At 69.9% G+C, this 16,545-nt stretch carries 14 protein-coding genes; 7 read left to right on the forward strand and 7 right to left on the reverse strand.

The window, feature by feature from the left end; genetic code table 11:
- Positions 1-23: 23 nt before the first annotated feature.
- Positions 24-1,319, reverse strand: coding sequence for an ABC transporter substrate-binding protein (locus CQ044_RS12015; protein WP_105688678.1), 1,296 nt, complete (start codon positions 1,317-1,319; stop codon positions 24-26).
- Positions 1,320-1,491: 172 nt separating this feature from the next.
- Here CQ044_RS12015 and CQ044_RS12020 point away from each other — a divergent pair, with 172 nt between their 5' ends.
- The 3 genes from CQ044_RS12020 to CQ044_RS12030 are packed head-to-tail and all read left to right on the forward strand — an operon-like array spanning position 1,492 to position 5,572.
- Positions 1,492-2,919, forward strand: a complete 1,428-nt coding sequence (locus CQ044_RS12020; protein WP_105688679.1) for a sulfatase — start codon at positions 1,492-1,494, stop codon at positions 2,917-2,919.
- A complete protein-coding gene (locus CQ044_RS12025) occupies positions 2,916-4,274 on the forward strand; it encodes a glycosyl hydrolase (protein WP_105688680.1) in 1,359 nt (452 codons plus the stop codon). Before CQ044_RS12020 ends, CQ044_RS12025 begins: the two co-directional genes overlap by 4 nt.
- Positions 4,271-5,572: a sulfatase gene (locus CQ044_RS12030; protein WP_105688681.1), complete on the forward strand. Its 1,302-nt coding sequence runs from the start codon at positions 4,271-4,273 to the stop codon at positions 5,570-5,572. Before CQ044_RS12025 ends, CQ044_RS12030 begins: the two co-directional genes overlap by 4 nt.
- 12 nt (positions 5,573-5,584) lie before the next feature.
- Here the strand turns inward: CQ044_RS12030 and CQ044_RS12035 are convergent, their stop codons facing one another.
- Together CQ044_RS12035 and CQ044_RS12040 are read right to left on the reverse strand one after the other, a co-directional pair.
- The gene (locus CQ044_RS12035) at positions 5,585-6,070 is read right to left on the reverse strand and encodes an adenylyltransferase/cytidyltransferase family protein (RefSeq protein ID WP_045271162.1); all 486 of its coding nucleotides are present in this window, start codon (positions 6,068-6,070) and stop codon (positions 5,585-5,587) included.
- 121 nt (positions 6,071-6,191) lie between these two features.
- Positions 6,192-7,214, reverse strand: a complete 1,023-nt coding sequence (locus CQ044_RS12040) for a LacI family DNA-binding transcriptional regulator (protein WP_105688682.1) — start codon at positions 7,212-7,214, stop codon at positions 6,192-6,194.
- A 91-nt stretch (positions 7,215-7,305) separates the two neighbouring features.
- Between CQ044_RS12040 and CQ044_RS12045 the strand changes: the two genes are divergently transcribed.
- Positions 7,306-10,401: a glycoside hydrolase family 38 C-terminal domain-containing protein gene (locus tag CQ044_RS12045; protein ID WP_105688683.1), complete on the forward strand. Its 3,096-nt coding sequence runs from the start codon at positions 7,306-7,308 to the stop codon at positions 10,399-10,401.
- A gap of 161 nt (positions 10,402-10,562) precedes the next feature.
- Here CQ044_RS12045 and CQ044_RS12050 read toward each other — a convergent pair whose 3' ends face one another.
- Together CQ044_RS12050 and CQ044_RS12055 are read right to left on the reverse strand one after the other, a co-directional pair.
- Entirely contained in the window at positions 10,563-11,036 is a 474-nt protein-coding gene (locus CQ044_RS12050) for an S-ribosylhomocysteine lyase (RefSeq protein ID WP_105688684.1), read from the reverse strand.
- 127 nt (positions 11,037-11,163) lie between these two features.
- Positions 11,164-12,306, reverse strand: coding sequence for an epoxide hydrolase family protein (locus CQ044_RS12055; protein ID WP_105688685.1), 1,143 nt, complete (start codon positions 12,304-12,306; stop codon positions 11,164-11,166).
- A gap of 66 nt (positions 12,307-12,372) precedes the next feature.
- Between CQ044_RS12055 and CQ044_RS12060 the strand changes: the two genes are divergently transcribed.
- A complete protein-coding gene (locus CQ044_RS12060) occupies positions 12,373-13,329 on the forward strand; it encodes a YafY family protein (RefSeq protein ID WP_105688736.1) in 957 nt (318 codons plus the stop codon).
- A gap of 45 nt (positions 13,330-13,374) precedes the next feature.
- Here the strand turns inward: CQ044_RS12060 and CQ044_RS12065 are convergent, their stop codons facing one another.
- Together CQ044_RS12065 and CQ044_RS12070 are read right to left on the reverse strand one after the other, a co-directional pair.
- Positions 13,375-14,004, reverse strand: coding sequence for a hypothetical protein (locus CQ044_RS12065; protein WP_105688686.1), 630 nt, complete (start codon positions 14,002-14,004; stop codon positions 13,375-13,377).
- 9 nt (positions 14,005-14,013) lie between these two features.
- Positions 14,014-14,829 carry a serine hydrolase gene (locus tag CQ044_RS12070; protein ID WP_105688687.1) on the reverse strand — a complete coding sequence of 272 codons (816 nt, stop codon included), beginning with the start codon at positions 14,827-14,829 and terminating at the stop codon, positions 14,014-14,016.
- Between the two features lie 217 nt (positions 14,830-15,046).
- On the opposite strand from CQ044_RS12070, the gene CQ044_RS12075 reads away from it, so the two are divergent.
- Together CQ044_RS12075 and CQ044_RS12080 are read left to right on the forward strand one after the other, a co-directional pair.
- Complete coding sequence (locus CQ044_RS12075) at positions 15,047-15,643, forward strand: carboxymuconolactone decarboxylase family protein (RefSeq protein ID WP_105688737.1); 597 nt, start codon at positions 15,047-15,049, stop codon at positions 15,641-15,643.
- On the forward strand, positions 15,640-16,536 hold the full coding sequence (locus tag CQ044_RS12080) for an RNA polymerase sigma-70 factor (protein ID WP_105688688.1): 897 nt from the start codon (positions 15,640-15,642) through the stop codon (positions 16,534-16,536). The genes CQ044_RS12075 and CQ044_RS12080 overlap by 4 nt, the downstream gene beginning before the upstream one ends.
- Positions 16,537-16,545 lie beyond the last annotated feature (9 nt).

Genomic DNA, 16,545 nt, shown 5'->3' on the forward strand with positions numbered 1-16,545 from the left:
ACCCCCTCCTCTCACTCATCGGATCACTTCGAGACGTTCTGGTTGGCGTAGTCCTGCGCCTTCTTCAGCGCGTCCTTCGCCGTGATGTCGCCCTTGATCGCGAGCGCGATCTGCTGCTTGGCGTAGTTCTCCATGGAGTCGACGTAGCCGCTGCCCGGTGCGCCGGGGACGCGGGCCTTGTCCATCTGCGCCGCCGCGAAGGTCGTCGCCTGGGCCTGCTCCGCGTTCTGCGCGGTGCCGGCGAAAGCGGACGGATCCTCGTTGGCCTTCTTCGTGCCGGGGAAGAAGCCGGCGGCGAGCTTCATGAACTCGACCTGGTTCGCGTCGTTCGTGACGTACTCGGCGAAGGCGACCGCGGCGGCAGGGCTCTTCGCGTTCTTGGAGACGCTGATGCCCTGCACGAACAGCGGCGGCTCGCCGAATCCGCCGGTCACCTTGACCGAGGGAAGCAGGGCCGGCGAGTTGACCGCGAGGTTCTTGTCGATGTAGTTCGGGCCGGCGGTCGTCCACGCGACGCTGCCCTTGTTGAAGTTGTCGACGTTGGCGTTGGCCGTGCCGGCGTTCTGCAGCGCCTCGGGGCTGACCGCGCCCTCCTTGTACAGCTCGGCGTACCGCTCGACGATCGCCTCGGCCTCGGGGGTGTCGAAGACGAACTTGCCGTCCTTGACGAAGTCGAAGGTCTTGCCCTGGTCGCTGATGTCGATCTGCAGCGACTTCGGGCTGGGCACGTCGGACAGCGTCGCGACGCCGAGCTTGCCGAGCTTCGACGCGGCGTCCAGCGTCTCGTCGAACGTCTTCGGCGGAGCGGTGAGACCGGCCTTGCCGAGCAGGTCCATGTTCCAGTAGTTCAGCTCGGTGCCGAGGTACCACGGGAAGGCGTAGGTGCCCTCGAGCCCGTCGTAGGTGTAGGCCGCGACGCCGCCGTCGACGTAGTCGCCGATGATCTTCGAGTCCTTCTTCAGGTCGGCGAGCTGGCCGGCCTTGGCGAGCTCCTGCGCGAACTCCGGCGGCAGGTTCACGACGTCGGGGAGCTCGTTCGACTCGGCCTGCTGCAGGATCTTGTCCTCGTAGCCGTCGGCGGGCTGGTCGATCCACTTGACCGTGACGCCGGGGTGCTCCTTCTCGAAGCTCTTCGCGATGTTCTCGAAGTACGGCGTGAACTTGTCGTTCTTCAGCGACCAGGTCTGGAACGTGACCGTGCCCTTGATCTCGCCGTCGGCGGATCCTCCTCCGGAGGCCGCCCCTGAACCGGTGCAGGAGGTGAGAGCGAGCGCCGCGACCGCGGCGATGCCGACGGCGATAGTCGATCGGATCTTCATGGACGTGTTCTCCTTCGAAGTGTCCCGGGTGCATCGCCGGCCGGCGCTGGCATCCCATCACTAAAACGATATAGTGTGCCTAGCATGCCACAAGGACGCGGTGTCGTCCAACAGCACCACTCACCGCCGACACGGTGAACCAAATCCCTTCAGCGACTCAAGGAGGAACTCGATGAGCAGTCCCTGTCGCCCGAACATCGTGTTCGTGCTGACCGACGACCACGCCTCGAATGCGATCGGCTGCTACGGATCGGTCGTCAACACCACACCAGGCATCGACGCGATCGCGGCGGCCGGGATGCGCTTCGACCGCGCTCTGGTGGAGAACGCGCTGTGCACGCCGAGCCGGGCGGCGTTCCTCACCGGCACCTACAGCCACACGAGCGCCGTCACCACGCTCGCCACGCATCTGACGAACGACCACGAGACCTTCATCACGGCGCTCAAGGCGGCGGGGTACCGCACCGCGATGTTCGGCAAGTGGCACCTCGGCCACGGCCCGGAGCACGATCCCGTGGGCTTCGACCACTGGGAGGTGCTGCCGGATCAGGGCGAGTACTTCGATCCCGAGTTCTTCACGCCGGACGGCCAGGTGCGCCACGAGGGCTACGTCACCGACATCATCACCGACCACGCACTGGCGTGGATGGAGGCGCAGGGCGACGAGCCCTATTGCGTGCTGGTGTGGCACAAGGCCCCGCACCGCCCCTGGCTTCCGCACCCGCGGCACGCGGACCTGTTCACGGATCCGATCCCGCTGCCGCCCACCTTCGACGACGACTACGACGGCCGCGGCACCCCCGCGCACCACGCCACGATGCGCATCGCCGACTACCTCACGGACATCGACCTCAAGGAGGATCCACCCGCCGAGCTCGGCTACGCCGAGCGCGCGGTGTGGAAGTACCAGCGCTACATGCAGGACTACCTGCGCTGCGTCGCCGCGGTGGACGAGGGCGTGCAGGCGCTCACCGAGTTCCTTCACGAGAAGGGCCGGTTCGACGACACGGTCACGATCTATGCGTCCGACCAGGGCTTCTACCTCGGCGAGCACGGCTGGTTCGACAAGCGGTTCATGTACGAGGAGTCGCTGCGGATGCCGCTCGTGCTCAGCTACCCCGCCCGCGTCGCGGCCGGGGCCAGCACGGAGGCGCTCGTCTCGAACGTCGACATCGCGCAGACCCTGCTCGACTTCGCCGGGGTCGCGGCGCCCGAGGGCATGCAGGGCCGCAGCCTCGTGGAGCTCCTGACCGCGGCGGATCCGACTCCCGTGCGCGACGCCCACTACTACCGGTTCTACGAGCACGACGACCACATGCACCATGTCTGGGCGCACTACGGCGTGCGCACCGACCGCTACAAGCTGATCTACTACTACGCCGACGGAATGGGTCTGCCCAATACGGGCAACACGTCCTATCCTCCGGAGTGGGAGCTCTTCGACCTCGAGAAGGATCCGTACGAGCTCACCAGCGTGCATCTCGATCCCGCGTACGCCGACATCCGGCGTGAGCTCACCCTGAAGCTGTGGGATCTCCAGCAGGACCTCGGCGATTCCCCTCACCCGCGCCAGCCCGTCCCGGAAGGACGTACTCGATGACCCTCGGCACCGACGCCGCACACTCCGCCGCTCCGAGCGGAGCCGCCCCGCTGCGGTTCGGCGCGAACTACACGCCGTCGAAGGAGTGGATGCACTCCTGGCTCGACCTCGACCTCGAGGTCGTGCGGCGCGACTTCGCCGGGCTCGCCGCGCTCGGACTCGACCACGTGCGGATCTTCCCGCTGTGGCCTGTGCTGCAGCCGAACCGGACCCTCATCCGGGAGAAGGCGGTCGCCGACGTCCGCGCCGTGGTCGACGTCGCCGCCGAGTTCGGCATGGACGCGAGCGTCGACGTGATCCAGGGCCATCTGTCGAGCTTCGACTTCATCCCGTCGTGGCTCTTCACCTGGCACGACAAGAACATGTTCACGCACCCCATCGCGCTGAGCGGGCAGGTCGCGCTCGTGGAGCGCCTCGGCGAGGCGCTCCACGACGCCCCGAACTTCCTCGGCTTCACCCTCGGCAACGAGGTGAACCAGTTCTCCGCGGCCGTGCACCCGCACCCGTGGCCCGTGACGCCCGATGAGGCCGCGGGCTGGCTCACCGCACTGCTGGACGCGGCGGAGCGCTCCGCTCCGGGGCTCCCCCACGTGCACAGCGAGTACGACGCGGCCTGGTACATGGACGGCCACGGCTTCGTGCCGACGCACGCCAGCCGCATCGGCGCCATGACGACCGTGCACTCGTGGATCTTCAACGGCACCGCCCAGCGCTACGGCGGGCGGAGCGCGGCGAGTGACCGGCACGCCGAGTACATGATCGAGCTGTCCCGCGCCTTCGCGACGGATCCGCACCGTCCGGTCTGGCTGCAGGAGGTCGGCGCCCCGTCGAACTGCCTGACGCCCGAGCAGACCCCCGACTTCCTCGAGGCGACGGTGCGGGCCGCGGCGCGCACCGAGAACCTCTGGGGCGTGACCTGGTGGTGCTCCCATGACGTGGGCCGCGAACTCGCCGACTACCCCGAGCTCGAATACTCCCTCGGCCTGATCGACCAGACGGGCGCGGCCAAGCCCATCGGGCGGCGCTTCGCGGAGATCATCCCCGAGCTGCGCGCGCGGCAGCAGGCGCCGGCCCGCACGACGGCGATCGTGATCGAGGTCGACGCGGACGAGATCCCGGTCAGCCGCGCCGCGATGAGCCCGGGGGGCGCCATCTTCCAGGCGTGGGTCGACGCATGCGGGTCCGGTCACGACGTGACCTTCGTCACCTCGCGCACCGCGGCGGATCCGGCCGACCTCGCCGCGCGCGGGATCACCGACCTGATCCGTCCCGATCTGAGCACCGGATCCGGGAGCTACTCCTCGAACAACACCGTCGTCGACGGCGCGGAGGATGTCGCGGAGGTCTCCGTATGACGCGGCCGAACGTCGTCGTGATCTACGCCGACGACCTCGGCTACGGCGATGTCGGCTGCTTCGGCGGCGACGACGTCCTCACTCCGCATCTGGACCGGCTGGCCGCACGCGGGGTGCGGCTGACGAACTGGTACTCGAACTCGCCCGTCTGCTCGCCGTCCCGCGCGGCGCTGCTGACGGGGCGCCACCCGGTGCACGCCGGAGTGCAGGAGATCCTCGGCGGGAAGCGCGGCACCGCAGGGCTGCCCGCGCAGTCGACGCTCGCCTCCCGCCTGCAGGACGAGGGGTACCGCACGGGGATCTTCGGCAAGTGGCACCTGGGCACGGGCTCCGGCTACCGTCCGCTCGACCGGGGCTTCGAGCAGCACTTCGGCTTCCTCGCCGGCTGCGTGGACTACTACTCGCACATCTTCTACTGGGGCCAGGGCCAGAACCCGGTGCACGACCTGTGGGACGACGAGCGCGAGGTGTACGACAACGGCCGCTACCTCACCGAGGTCATCGCGGAGAAGGCCGCGGACTTCATCGGCGCGAACGCCGCGGATCCGTTCCTCTGCTACGTGCCGTTCAACGCTCCGCACTATCCGATGCACGCGCCGAAGGAGTACGTCGACCGCTTCCCCGACCTGCCGGACGATCGCCGCATCATGGCGGCGATGATCGCCGCCATGGACGACGGCGTCGGCCGCATCCTGGATGCGCTCGACGAGGCGGGGATCGCGGAGGACACGATCGTGTTCTTCTCGTCCGACAACGGCCCCTCCACCGAGAGCCGCAACTGGCTGAACGGCGAGGAGATCGACTACCAGGGCGGATCCACCGGCGGCCTGCGCGGCAACAAGGGCTCGCTGTACGAGGGCGGGATCAGGGTGCCGGCGGTCGTCTCCTGGCCCGGCACGCTGCCGCGGGGTGCGGAGTGGGCGGAGCCGGGCGCGATGACGGACATCGTGCCCACCGTGCTCGACGCGATCGGCGCTCCGGCGGCGGACGACGCCGACGGGACGAGCGTGCTGGCCGCGCTCCGCGCGCTCGAACCGCTTCCGGCGGAGCGCACGCTGTTCTGGGAGTACGGCCCTCAGCTGGCCGCCCGCCGCGGACCCTGGAAGCTCACGACGTCGCCCCGGGAGCACCTCGGCGGGCCGTTCGTGCTCGGCGCCAGCGTTCTCGCGAACCTCGACGAGGATCCGGCCGAAACCGTGGATCTGTCGGCGCGGCACCCCGAGATCGCGGACGCGCTGCGCGCCGAGCTCGAGGAGTGGGCGCAGAGCTTCGGCTGGGATCCGGCGCCCTGGCTGTGAGCGCCGGGCGGGTCAGCCCTGGCCGTTGACCCGCTCGGCCTCCTTGGCCGCGACGATCTTGCGCAGGCCGGAGCTGGAGAACCGGTGGTCGCGGCTGTTGAAGTACAACTCGATCCCGGCCTCCTCGCAGTACGCGCGGCCGGTGAAGTCGCGGTCCTCGTACTCGTCGCCGACGATGCGCACGTCGAGCTTGAAGGAGCGGAGGATGTCCTCGAGGTCCTGCTCGGTCGAGTACGGGACGATCTCGTCGACGTATTCGCAGCCGCGCAGCTGGATGTAGCGCTCGACCACCGTCTGAGTGGGAGCGTTCTTCTCCGGGCGGTCCAGGGTGGGATCCATCTGCAGGCCGCAGATGAGGTAGTCGCACTGCCGCTTGGCCTCGGCGAGCATCATGATGTGCCCCGCGTGCAGCAGGTCGAAGGTGGAGAAGGTGATCCCCACGCGCGGCCCCGGGTTGTAGTCCTGGTGCTTCTTCGCGTTCACGGCGTCCGGCGTCATCAGCGAATTCCTCTCGTCGGCCCAGAGCACTCTATCGAACGGGTCGGGACCGTCCCTGGGCGCGTCCCGGCGACGCCCCTGCCCGATGCGTCGTCTCGCCGTGCGCCGCGGCCGCCGCGTCTCAGCGGCCGGGCGCGGCGGTGCTCTCGCGGATCGTCAGGGCGGGGGCGGTGCCGCGCCGGGACGGCAGCGGATCCGCGGATCCGATCCGCTCCAGCAGGAACGCCGCGGCCTGCTCGCCGAGCGCGAAGGTGTCGCGTGTGAGGCACGTGATCGACGGATGCACGAGCCCGGTCACCACGGAGTCGTCGAAGGATGCCACCGACAGCGCTTGCGGCACCCCGACGCCCATCTCCTGCGCGACCCTCAGCCCCGCGATCGCCATCACGTCGTTGTCGTAGACGACGGCGGTCGGCCTCGCTGCGCGGCTGAGCAGCGTGCGGGTGGCGGCCGTGGCGGCCGCCGGGGAGAAGTCGGTGACGAAGGTCTCGCCGGCGACGTCCCGTGCCGCGAGAGCGGCCAGCACGTCGGCGCGGATGCGGGTGTGCTGGAACTCAGCCGGCCCGGAGACGTAGGCGATCTCGCGGTGCCCGAGCGCGGCGAGGTAGTCGAACAGCGCGTGCGCGGCGGCCTCGTCATCGAGCCAGATGGCGGGAGGATCGCCCGCCGTGTCCCTGCTGCCGATCACCACGGCCGGCAACGGCAGTGAGGGCAGCAGCGCCAGACGCGGGTCGTCGTCGCGCGGATCGATCACGATCACGCCGTCGACCTGATTCGCGCTGCGCCAGCGCCGGTACGTCGCCATCTCCTCCTCGATCGAGGAGACCACGACCAGCTGCAGCGCGACGCCGTGCTGTGCCAGGGCCGACTGCACGCCGGCGATGAGGTCGGTGAAGAAGGCCTCGGTGCCGAGGGTGCGCGCCGGGCGGTTGACCGCGAAGCCGACGACGCCGGCGCGGGATCCGACCAGGGCCCGCGCGGCCGAGCTCGGCTGCCACTGGTGCTCCTCGGCGATGTCGAGGATGCGCTGACGGGTCTGCTCGCTGACGCCGGGGCGCCCGTTCAGCGCGAAGGAGACCGCGCCGGGGGACACTCCCGCGAGCCGGGCGATATCGGCGATGGTGATGCGCTTCGCCTGTGACATAGACTCACCGTACTAGATCGTTTTAGTTGGCCCTGCGGGAGAGGATCTCCCCAGGCGTTCTGACATTCTCGCACCGCGAAGGAGCACCCCCGTGCACGAAGAGACCTCGCTCACCGTCGGCCGCGTCACCCGCGTGCTCGGCGAGCGCGTGCGCCCCGCCGTCCACTCCGCCCGCATCCCGCTGGAGATCGCCGCACACGTCCTGCCCGGCGAGCCGATCCCGGCCGCCGAGGGCATGGCGCTCGAGTACGCGCCGTTCTCGGCCGGGCAGCAGTGGGGTCCCGCCTGGGGCACGACGTGGTTCCGCCTCCGCGGCACCGTGCCGGCCGAGTGGGCCGGCAAGCGCGTCGAGGCGCTCGTCGACCTCGGCTTCGACATCAACATGACGGGCTTCCAGTGCGAGGCCCTCGCCTACCGCACCGGCGCCGACGGCGAGCCGGTCCCGCTGAAGAGCCTCAACCCGCGCAACCAGTGGCTCCCGATCACGGAGCGGGCCGAGGGCGAGGAGGCGGTCGAGCTGTACCTCGAGGGCGCCTCCAACCCGGTGCTGCTGGACTACCACCCCTTCCTGCCGACGCAGGAGGGCGACATCCTCACCTCATCGCCGGATCCGCTCTACCGCGTGCGGCACATGGACCTCGCGGTGTTCGAGACCGAGGTGTTCGAGCTCTCCCTCGATCTCGAGGTGCTGCTCGACCTGCAGGCGGAGCTCCCCGAGACCAGCCCGCGGCGCATGCGGATCCTGCAGGCGCTCGACGACGCGCTCGACGTGCTCGACCTGCAGCGGATCGTGCAGACCGCGGGCGACGCCAGGGCGCAGCTCGCCGATGTGCTGGCGGCGCCGGCCGATGCGAGTGCGCACCGGATCGCCGCGATCGGGCACGCGCACATCGACTCCGCCTGGCTGTGGCCGCTGCGCGAGACCGTGCGCAAGGTCGCCCGCACCACCTCGTCGATGACGACCCTGCTCGAGGAGCAGCCGGAGTTCCGCTACGGCATGTCCAGCGCGCAGCAGTACGCGTGGATGAAGGAGCACCGCCCCGAGGTCTACGCCCGGATCAAGGCCGCCGTCGCCGAGGGACGCTTCCTGCCCCTCGGGGGCATGTGGGTCGAATCCGACACCGTCATGCCGACCGGCGAGTCGCTCGTGCGGCAGTTCTCGCACGGCCAGCGCTTCTTCGAGAGCGAGTTCGGGATCCGGTCGAAGGGCGTGTGGCTGCCGGACAGCTTCGGCTACTCCCCCGCCCTGCCGCAGCTCATGCGAAGGGCCGGCTTCGAGTGGTTCTTCACGCAGAAGATCTCGTGGAACCAGCGCAACGTGTTCCCGCACCACAGCTTCGACTGGGAGGGCATCGACGGGTCGCGGATCTTCACGCACTTCCCGCCGATGGACACCTACAACTCGCAGCTGAGCGGCATGGAGGTCGCCAAGGCCTCGCGCCAGTTCAAGGAGAACCGCGTCGCGACGCGCTCGATCGCCCCGGTGGGCTGGGGCGACGGCGGCGGCGGAACGACCCGCGAGATGACCGGCAAGGCCTCCCGCCTCGCCTCTCTGGAGGGATCCGCCCAGGTGGAGTGGATCCACCCCGACGAGTTCTTCGACGCCGCCAAGGCGGAGCTTCCGGATCCGGCCGTGTGGGTCGGCGAGCTGTACCTCGAGCTGCACCGCGGGACGCTCACGAGCCAGCACGCCACGAAGGCGCTGCACCGCTGGGCGGAGCAGGCGCTCATCGAGGCCGAGCTGTGGGCATCGACCGCGGCCGTGCGCCTCGGTGCGACGTATCCGCACGACGAGCTCGACCGGCTGTGGCAGACGGTGCTGCTGCACGAGTTCCACGACATCCTCCCCGGCACCTCCATCGCGTGGGTGCACCGCGAGGCGGTCTCGGTGCTCTCCGGGGTGCTCGACGAGGCCCGTGCGCTGTCCGAGGCGGCGCGCGCCGCGCTCGCCGGTTCCGGAGACGTGGAGCTCGTGTTCACCCCGACGTCGGTGGGTGTCGGATCCGGTGCCCAGGCACTTGGCGCCGCCCTCACCTCCACTCCGGGGTCGTTGAGCGAGGACGGCGTAGCCGACCGAGACGAAACGCCGGTTGCCGGAGATCCGACTCAGATCCGCTACGTGCCCCTCCCCGTCTCCCTCACCGAGGTGCCCGACGGCTTCCGTCTCGAGAACGGGTTGGTGATCGTCACGGTCTCCCCCGAGGGCCTGATCACCTCGGCCATCGACAAGGCGTCCGGCCGGGAGACCATCCCCGCCGGCAAGCCTGCGAACCTGTTCCAGCTGCACCAGGACTTCCCGAACATGTGGGACGCGTGGGACATCGACAGGTTCTACCGCAACCGCGTGGACGACCTCGTGGCGGTGTCGTCGATCTCGGCGTCCGTCGAGGGCGGCGTCGCGACGATCGTGGTCGAGCGGCCGTTCTCGGAGTCCTCGCTGCGGCAGACGATCACCCTGCGTCCCGGATCCCGCACGGTCCTGCTCCGCAATGAGATCGACTGGCACGAGACGGAGAAGCTGCTCAAGCTCGCCTTCCCGCTCGAGGTCTTCGCCAGGGAGACGGCCGCCGAGACGCAGTTCGGCTTCCAGCGCAGGGTCACGCACGTGAACACGAGCTGGGAGGCCGCGAAGTTCGAGACCTCGATGCACCGCTTCGTGCTCGTGCAGGAGGACGGCGGCTTCGGCGCCGCGCTCGTGAACGACTCGATCTACGGCTTCGACACCACCCGCGACGTGGACGGCGACGACGTCACCACGACCGTGCGCCTGTCGCTGCTGCGCGCCCCGCGCTTCCCCGATCCCGACACCGATCACGGGCGGCACGAGATCCAGGTCGGCCTGGTGATCGGCGCCGACGCCGAGATCGCGACCGCCGAGGGCATCGCGCTGAACGCGCCGTCGACCGTCGTCCGCGGCGCGAACGAGGTGGAGCCGCTGGTCGCCGTGTCCGGTGAGGGCATCGTGGTGTCGAGCGTGAAGCTCGCCGACGACCGCTCCGGCGACGTGATCGTGCGCGTCTACGAGTCACTCGGCCGGCGCACGTCCGGATCCCTGTCGGTCGGCTTCGCGCACAGCGGGATCCGCGAGGTCTCGCTCATCGAGGACGAGCTGGAGTCACCGCGCACCGGCGAGGCGCTGTCGCTGCGCCCCTTCGAGGTGCGCACGCTCCGCATCGCCCGGGCCTGACACGCGCTGGTCTCGCGGGCCTCACTCCCGCCGAGACCCCCTCGCAGCACCGACGCCCCCTCCCACTAACGCACCCCAGAGGGGGCGTCGGTGCGCAGAGGGGGCGTCGGCGTATCTGGGCGCGTTCCGCGAGCGCTCGCGATGCGGCGCGAGGGGGCGACTCAGCCCAGGACGCGGGTGAATGCGTCGCGGCTGATGCCCTGCTCCAGGATCCGCGCGGACCACTCGCGGGCGCTGTGCAGGCTGTGGTCGCGGTAGTTGCCGCACTCCACGGCGCTCACGCCGGGGACGTCGCTCCACTGCGCCTTCTCGGCGATGAAACGCAGGCTGTCGGTGATCACATCGACGAGCGCCGGGACTTCGGGGCGGCCCCACATGATGAGGTGGAACCCGGTGCGGCAGCCGAACGGAGAGATGTCGATCACGCCGTCGACGCGGTCGCGCAGCAGCGAGGCCAGCAGGTGCTCGATCGTGTGCAGGCCGGCCGTGGGGATCTCGCCCTCGTTCGGCTGCACGAAGCGCACGTCGAAGTTGGAGATCTCGTCGCCGCGCGGCCCCTGCTCGACGCCGATCAGGCGCACATAGGGCGCGTTGACGGCGGTGTGGTCCAGGGTGAAGCTCTCGACCTCGGCCATGCGGATCTCCTTCGGGTGGCGGATGGATGACGAGCCGGATCCGGCCCGGATCCGAGGCTACCCCGCCGACCCACGCCGGGGGCCGCCGACCGCAACACGATGACGGATCCGGGCGCGGCTCCGACCCTCAGCGGGTGCGGATCCCCGCGAAGAACGCGCGGACGTCGCCGGCGAGCAGATCGGGGCGCTCCAGGGCGGCGAAGTGGCCGCCCTCGTCGAAGCGGCTCCAGTGCACGATGTTGTCGTTGTCGCGCTCGGCGAAAACGCGGATCGTCTGGAAGTCGTCCTTGAAGACGGCGACGCCGGTGGGCGCGTGGTTCACCTGCGGCTCGGCCTGAGCCTGCGCGTTCTCGAAGTAGCTGCGACTCATCCCCGCCGCCGCGTTCGCGAACCAGTTCACGCTGACCTCGAGCAGGATCTTCTCCAGCGGCACGAGGGAGGTGCCGTTGCCGAAGCTGTTGAACAACTCGCTGTACGCGAGCAGGCCGATCGGGGAATCGCTGAGTCCGACCGCGACCGTCTGCGGGCGGGAGGCGTTCATCGTGTTGTAGCCGCCCACCGACTGGAACCACTGCATGTGCTCGAGTCCTGCGTAGTCGGCGGGCTCGAGGCGCTCGAACTCGCTCGGGTCCCCGGAGGGGAACGAGAACAGCTGCAGCACGTGCAGGCCGAGGAAGCCCTCCGGGGCGAGCAGGCCGAGCTCGCGCGCGACCATCGCGCCGTTGTCGGATCCGTGCACGCCGTAGCTCTCGTAGCCGAGTCCGCGCATGAGCGCGTCGTACGCCCTGGCCACGCGCGCCATCGTCCATCCCGATGCGGTCACCGGCTGCGAGAAGCCGTAGCCCGGCGCATCGGGGACGACGACGTCGAAGGCGTCCTCCGCGCGGCCGCCGTAGGCCACCGGGTCGACGAGGCGGTCGATCACGTCGAGGTAGTCGACCGAGGATCCGGGGTAGGTGTGCGCCAGCAGCAGGGGCGTCGCGCCCTCGTGCGCCGAGCGTACGTGGATGAAGTGGATGTCCTGGCCGTCGATCTCGGCGACGAAGTGCGGGAAGGCGTTGATCCGCGCCTCAGCGGCGCGCCAGTCGAAGGCGCGCCACGCGGCGAGCGCCTCACGGAGGTAGTCGTTGGGGGTGCCAGTGGTCCAGTCGTCGGCGGGCGCCGGCTGCGGCAGGCGGGTGCGCGCCAGGCGATCCTGCAGGTCGGCGACTTCGGCGTCGGTGACGGAGACGGTGAACGGGCGGAGGGCGAGGGCTGCGGTGTTGTTCATGTCTCAGACACTATGAGCCCATTAGGCTGGATTCATTCCTAATGGATCACACCGATGGGAGATCCCGTGACCGGCCCTTCCGCGCGGCTCCTCGCGCTGCTGTCACTGCTGCAGACCGGATCCGCGCGCACCGGCACGGAGCTCGCCGAGCGCCTCGGCGTGAGCGGTCGCACGGTACGCGCCGACATCGAGCGCCTGCGCGAACTCGGCTATCCGGTGGATGCGACGCGCGGCGCGGTCGGCGGCTATCGCCTGGGGGCGGGCGGATCCCTCCCTCCTCTTCTGCTCGACGACGAGGAGGCCGTCGCGGTGACCGTCGGTCTGCAGGCCGCTGCGGGCATCGTCGGCATCGAGGACGTCCGCGCCAGGGCGCTCGCGAAGATCGAGCAGGTGCTCCCGGCGCATCTGCGGCCCACCGTGGAGGCGCTCGGATCCACCGTCGACCGCGGACAGGAGAACGTCGGCACCGACGCGCCGGATCCCGAGGTCGATCCCGCCGTGCTGCGGGCCGTCGCCGCGGCGATCCGCGACACCGAATGGCTGCGCTTCGACTACGAGGACGCGCCCGTGCTGGTCGAGCCGTACCGGCTGCTGAGCTGGCAGCGACGCTGGCACCTCGTCGCCCGCGACCCGCAGAACGGATCCTGGGGCACCTACCGGGTGGACTGGATGACGCTGCGGATGCCGACGCGACGGCCGTTCACGCCGCAGCCACTCGCGGGCGGCGACTACACGGCCTTCGCGATGCGGACGATCGCGGCGAGCGGCTGGAAGGTGCATGCGCGACTGCGCGTGGACGCCCCCGCGCAGAGCGTGCTCGACCGCATCAACCCCACCGTCGGCGTGGTCGAACCGCTCGACGCCGACCACTGCGTCCTGGTGACCGGCGCCGACAGCCTCGATACCGTCGCCGCGTACATCGGGATGCTGATGATGGACTTCACCGTGGAGAGCCCGCCCGAGCTGATCCCCCGGCTGCGCCTGCTGTCCGAGCGCTACGCCAGGGCCGTCGCGGGATCCTGATGTACGGATCGGATCCGAATCATCATCGATCAGGCCGAATTCGCCTCAATCGATGACGGGCGCGCGCGTCATCCCGAGCCCGAGCCCGAGCCCGATGACCACGGCGCCCAGGAACGCCGTTCCGAGCGCTGCCGCGATCGGCCCCGCCCATGCGCCGATCGTCGCAACAGGCGAGCCGAGCGGTGCCGATGCGAACAGCGCGAGTGACGCCGCGCCGATCCCCCACGACCCGACCAGTACCCAGGCCGGCGCCCAGTTCCACGGAGACGGCACCGCTCGGGCGACTCCGATCGCGATGACCGCGAGCACGGTCAGCAGGAACACCACTACTTGAAAAGGGAAGACGATGCTCTTCCAGGCGTTCTCCCCTGCCTGGGGATTCGCCGGATCCTTCGAGATGAGTCCGAACACGAGCGCCGCCGCCAGCGGGTTCGCGAGCAGGATCTGCAGCAGCGCCACTGCGGTAGCGAACGGCCGGCGTCCCGTAACGCTCCCGGCACGCCCGAGCCCGATCACGAGCACCACGGCGCCGAGGGCCCAGAGCGCATCCTTGACGTACGAGATTCCACCCAGCGGCCCACGCGCGACGAGCCCGACGACGGCGGACAGCACCAGCGCGACGCCCCCGATCACCCAGGTACGGCGACGCTGCACCTGGGCATCCGCGTTGGTCATGGGGTCACCCTAGCGGCCGTAGCGCGCGACGATCTCCTCGGTGAGCGGAGGCCAGATCCGCTTGTGCTCCTCGCCGAACGGCACCCCGGAGAGGAACGCCGCCGCGATATCGCGCGACCGGTCGATGAACAGGAAGCTGCCGAGGGCGCCGAAGTGGCCGGCGGTCTCGGGCGGGAACTCGTCGCTCAGCCAGTGCGGACTCTTGACGCCCTTGAGTTCGAAACCGAGGCCCCACTGGTTGTCCGGGTAGGAGCCGTAGCCGGGTACGAGGCCGCGCAGCCCCTGGTGCGAGACGGTGAGCGCGAGATCGCGCAGCGCGGCAGGGATGAGCGTGGGACGCAGCACCTCACGGCCGAAGATCAGCAGATCCTCGATCGAGGCGGACGCCCCGGCCGACGGGCGGCCGGTCACGTCGGTGCGCTCCATACCGAGCGGAAGCGTCACCTCGCGCAGCATCCAGTCCGAGAACTCCATGCCCACGGCGTCGGCGACATGCGCGGCGAGGGCGTCGAACCCGGCGTTCGAGTAGATGCGCCGCTCGCCCGGGGCCTTCTGCGGCTCGGATCCCTCCATCGGCAGCCCGCTGGTGTGGTCGAGCAGGTTCAGCACGGTCGAGCCCGCGGGTCCCGCCGGCTCGTCCAGATCCACGAGCCCGCGCTCGACCGCGACGAGGGCGCCCCACGCGGTCAGCGGCTTCGTCACAGAGGCCAACGGAAGCACCGCCTGCGGATCCCCCTGTACCGCGAGGGTGGCCTCTGGGCCGGTGACCCCGACGAGGGCGGTGTGCGGGAAGCCGTCGGTCGCGGCGAAGGTCGTCGTCTCCACGGATCCATCGTCCCATGGGCCGGATCCCCTCCTCCGCCCTCCGCGAGAAACCAGATCCTGCACGAGACACCAGGGCTGACGTGGTGTTTGATGCAGGATCTGGTTTCTCGCCGAGTCGAGGGCCAGCACGCAGAAGCTGCGCCGATGTCACACTTCCGCGCCGGCCGGTGTCTCCATGTTCGAAAGCACGAGAACCGTGCCGCAGAAGGAGCAGATCATGACGATTCAGGCCCGCATCCCCGCGACCGAGGTGACCGGACTGTACGGCGCCGTGGTGAAGTTCGCCACGAAGAAGATGTTCGGCCGGGTGCCCGACTCGATCGGGGTGCTCTGGCACCACCGGCCGGTGTTCACCGACATGATGAACTTCGGCCGCAAGACCGAGAAATGGCACGAGCTCGACAAGAGCCTGTCGACGTTGGCCGCCATGACGGCGGCGGCGACCGTCGGCTGCAGCTTCTGCCTCGACCTGCACTACTTCATGGCCCACGACAAGGGGCTGGACGAGGAGAAAGCCCGCGAGGTGCCGATCTGGCGCGAGTCCACCCGGTTCACGCGCCGGGAGCGACTCGTGATGGAGTACGCCGAAGCGATGAGCCTGACGCCGCCCGCCGTCACCGACGAGCTCTCCGACGCGCTGCTCGCAGAGCTGGGCGCCCCTGCGCTGCTCGAGCTCGCCGCGAAGGTCGGCTACCTCAACGCGACGGCCCGATCCAACATCGCGCTCGGGATCCACTCCGACGGTTTCGCGGACGCCTGCGGTCTTGCGCCCCTGGCCACGCGGAGCGAGACCCGCGTAACGTCGCAGGCATGAGCGACGCGAGCCGGCCGGCGCCCGAGGATCCGTTCGTCACGCACCGCGGCCTGTTGTTCACGGTCGCGTACGAGATGCTCGGATCCGCTGCGGACGCCGAGGACGTGCTGCAGGAATCCTGGCTGCGCTGGTCCGCCGACGACCGCGGCGATGTGCTCGACCCGCGCGCCTACCTGGTGCGGATCGTCACGCGGCAGGCTCTCAATCAGCTGCGGACGGCCTCGCGCCGGCGCGAGGAGTACGTCGGGCCCTGGCTGCCAGAGCCCCTGCGCACCACGCCGGACGTCGCGGACGACGTGGTGCTCGCCGAGAGCGTCTCGCTCGCGATGCTGACCGTGCTCGAGACCCTCGGACCGACCGAGCGCGCGGTGTTCGTCCTGCGCGAGGTGTTCGACGTCCCGTTCGACGAGATCGCCGAGGCCGTGGGCAAGGCGCCCGCGACGGTGCGGCAGATCGCGCACCGCGCCCGCGACCATGTCGCCGCCCGCCGTCCGCGGGTCGCCGTCGACGCCTCCGAACACGACCGGGTCGTGGAGCGCTTCATCGCGGTCATGAACTCGGGCGACGTGCAATCGCTCATGGACGTGCTCGCGCCCGACGTGGTTTCGGTGACCGACAGCGGCGGACTCGTCCGGCATGCCGCCCGGCGGCCGCTGCACGGCGCAGAGCGCGTCGTGGCGTTCCTGCAGGGCAGCATCGCGAAGCTCGACACGGCCTTCGCGGTGGTGCCCTTGCGCGTCAACGGCATGCTCGGCGCGGGGATCCAGGTCGGGGGCGAACTGCTCGCCGCCGTGAGCTTCGCGGTCGAGGACGGTCGCATCACCCGGGTGTTCTCGGTCGCCAATCCGGAGAAGCTCTCGGGCCTCGACGCCGAGGCGCCGCTCGCCCGCTGACCTGTCGGA

Origin of the sequence: Microbacterium sp. MYb64 (genome assembly GCF_002979495.1) — a bacterium.
Classification (GTDB): domain Bacteria; phylum Actinomycetota; class Actinomycetes; order Actinomycetales; family Microbacteriaceae; genus Microbacterium; species Microbacterium azadirachtae_A.

What these genes read in the sequence shown, in the direction of transcription:
- CQ044_RS12015 (WP_105688678.1), bottom strand. Translation starts at nt 1,319, where the DNA reads ATGAAGATCCGATCGACTATCGCCGTCGGCATCGCCGCGGTCGCGGCG.
- CQ044_RS12020 (WP_105688679.1), top strand. Translation starts at nt 1,492, where the DNA reads ATGAGCAGTCCCTGTCGCCCGAACATCGTGTTCGTGCTGACCGACGAC.
- CQ044_RS12025 (WP_105688680.1), top strand. Translation starts at nt 2,916, where the DNA reads ATGACCCTCGGCACCGACGCCGCACACTCCGCCGCTCCGAGCGGAGCC.
- CQ044_RS12030 (WP_105688681.1), top strand. Translation starts at nt 4,271, where the DNA reads ATGACGCGGCCGAACGTCGTCGTGATCTACGCCGACGACCTCGGCTAC.
- CQ044_RS12035 (WP_045271162.1), bottom strand. Translation starts at nt 6,070, where the DNA reads ATGACGCCGGACGCCGTGAACGCGAAGAAGCACCAGGACTACAACCCG.
- CQ044_RS12040 (WP_105688682.1), bottom strand. Translation starts at nt 7,214, where the DNA reads ATGTCACAGGCGAAGCGCATCACCATCGCCGATATCGCCCGGCTCGCG.
- CQ044_RS12050 (WP_105688684.1), bottom strand. Translation starts at nt 11,036, where the DNA reads ATGGCCGAGGTCGAGAGCTTCACCCTGGACCACACCGCCGTCAACGCG.
- CQ044_RS12055 (WP_105688685.1), bottom strand. Translation starts at nt 12,306, where the DNA reads ATGAACAACACCGCAGCCCTCGCCCTCCGCCCGTTCACCGTCTCCGTC.
- CQ044_RS12065 (WP_105688686.1), bottom strand. Translation starts at nt 14,004, where the DNA reads ATGACCAACGCGGATGCCCAGGTGCAGCGTCGCCGTACCTGGGTGATC.
- CQ044_RS12075 (WP_105688737.1), top strand. Translation starts at nt 15,047, where the DNA reads ATGACGATTCAGGCCCGCATCCCCGCGACCGAGGTGACCGGACTGTAC.
- CQ044_RS12080 (WP_105688688.1), top strand. Translation starts at nt 15,640, where the DNA reads ATGAGCGACGCGAGCCGGCCGGCGCCCGAGGATCCGTTCGTCACGCAC.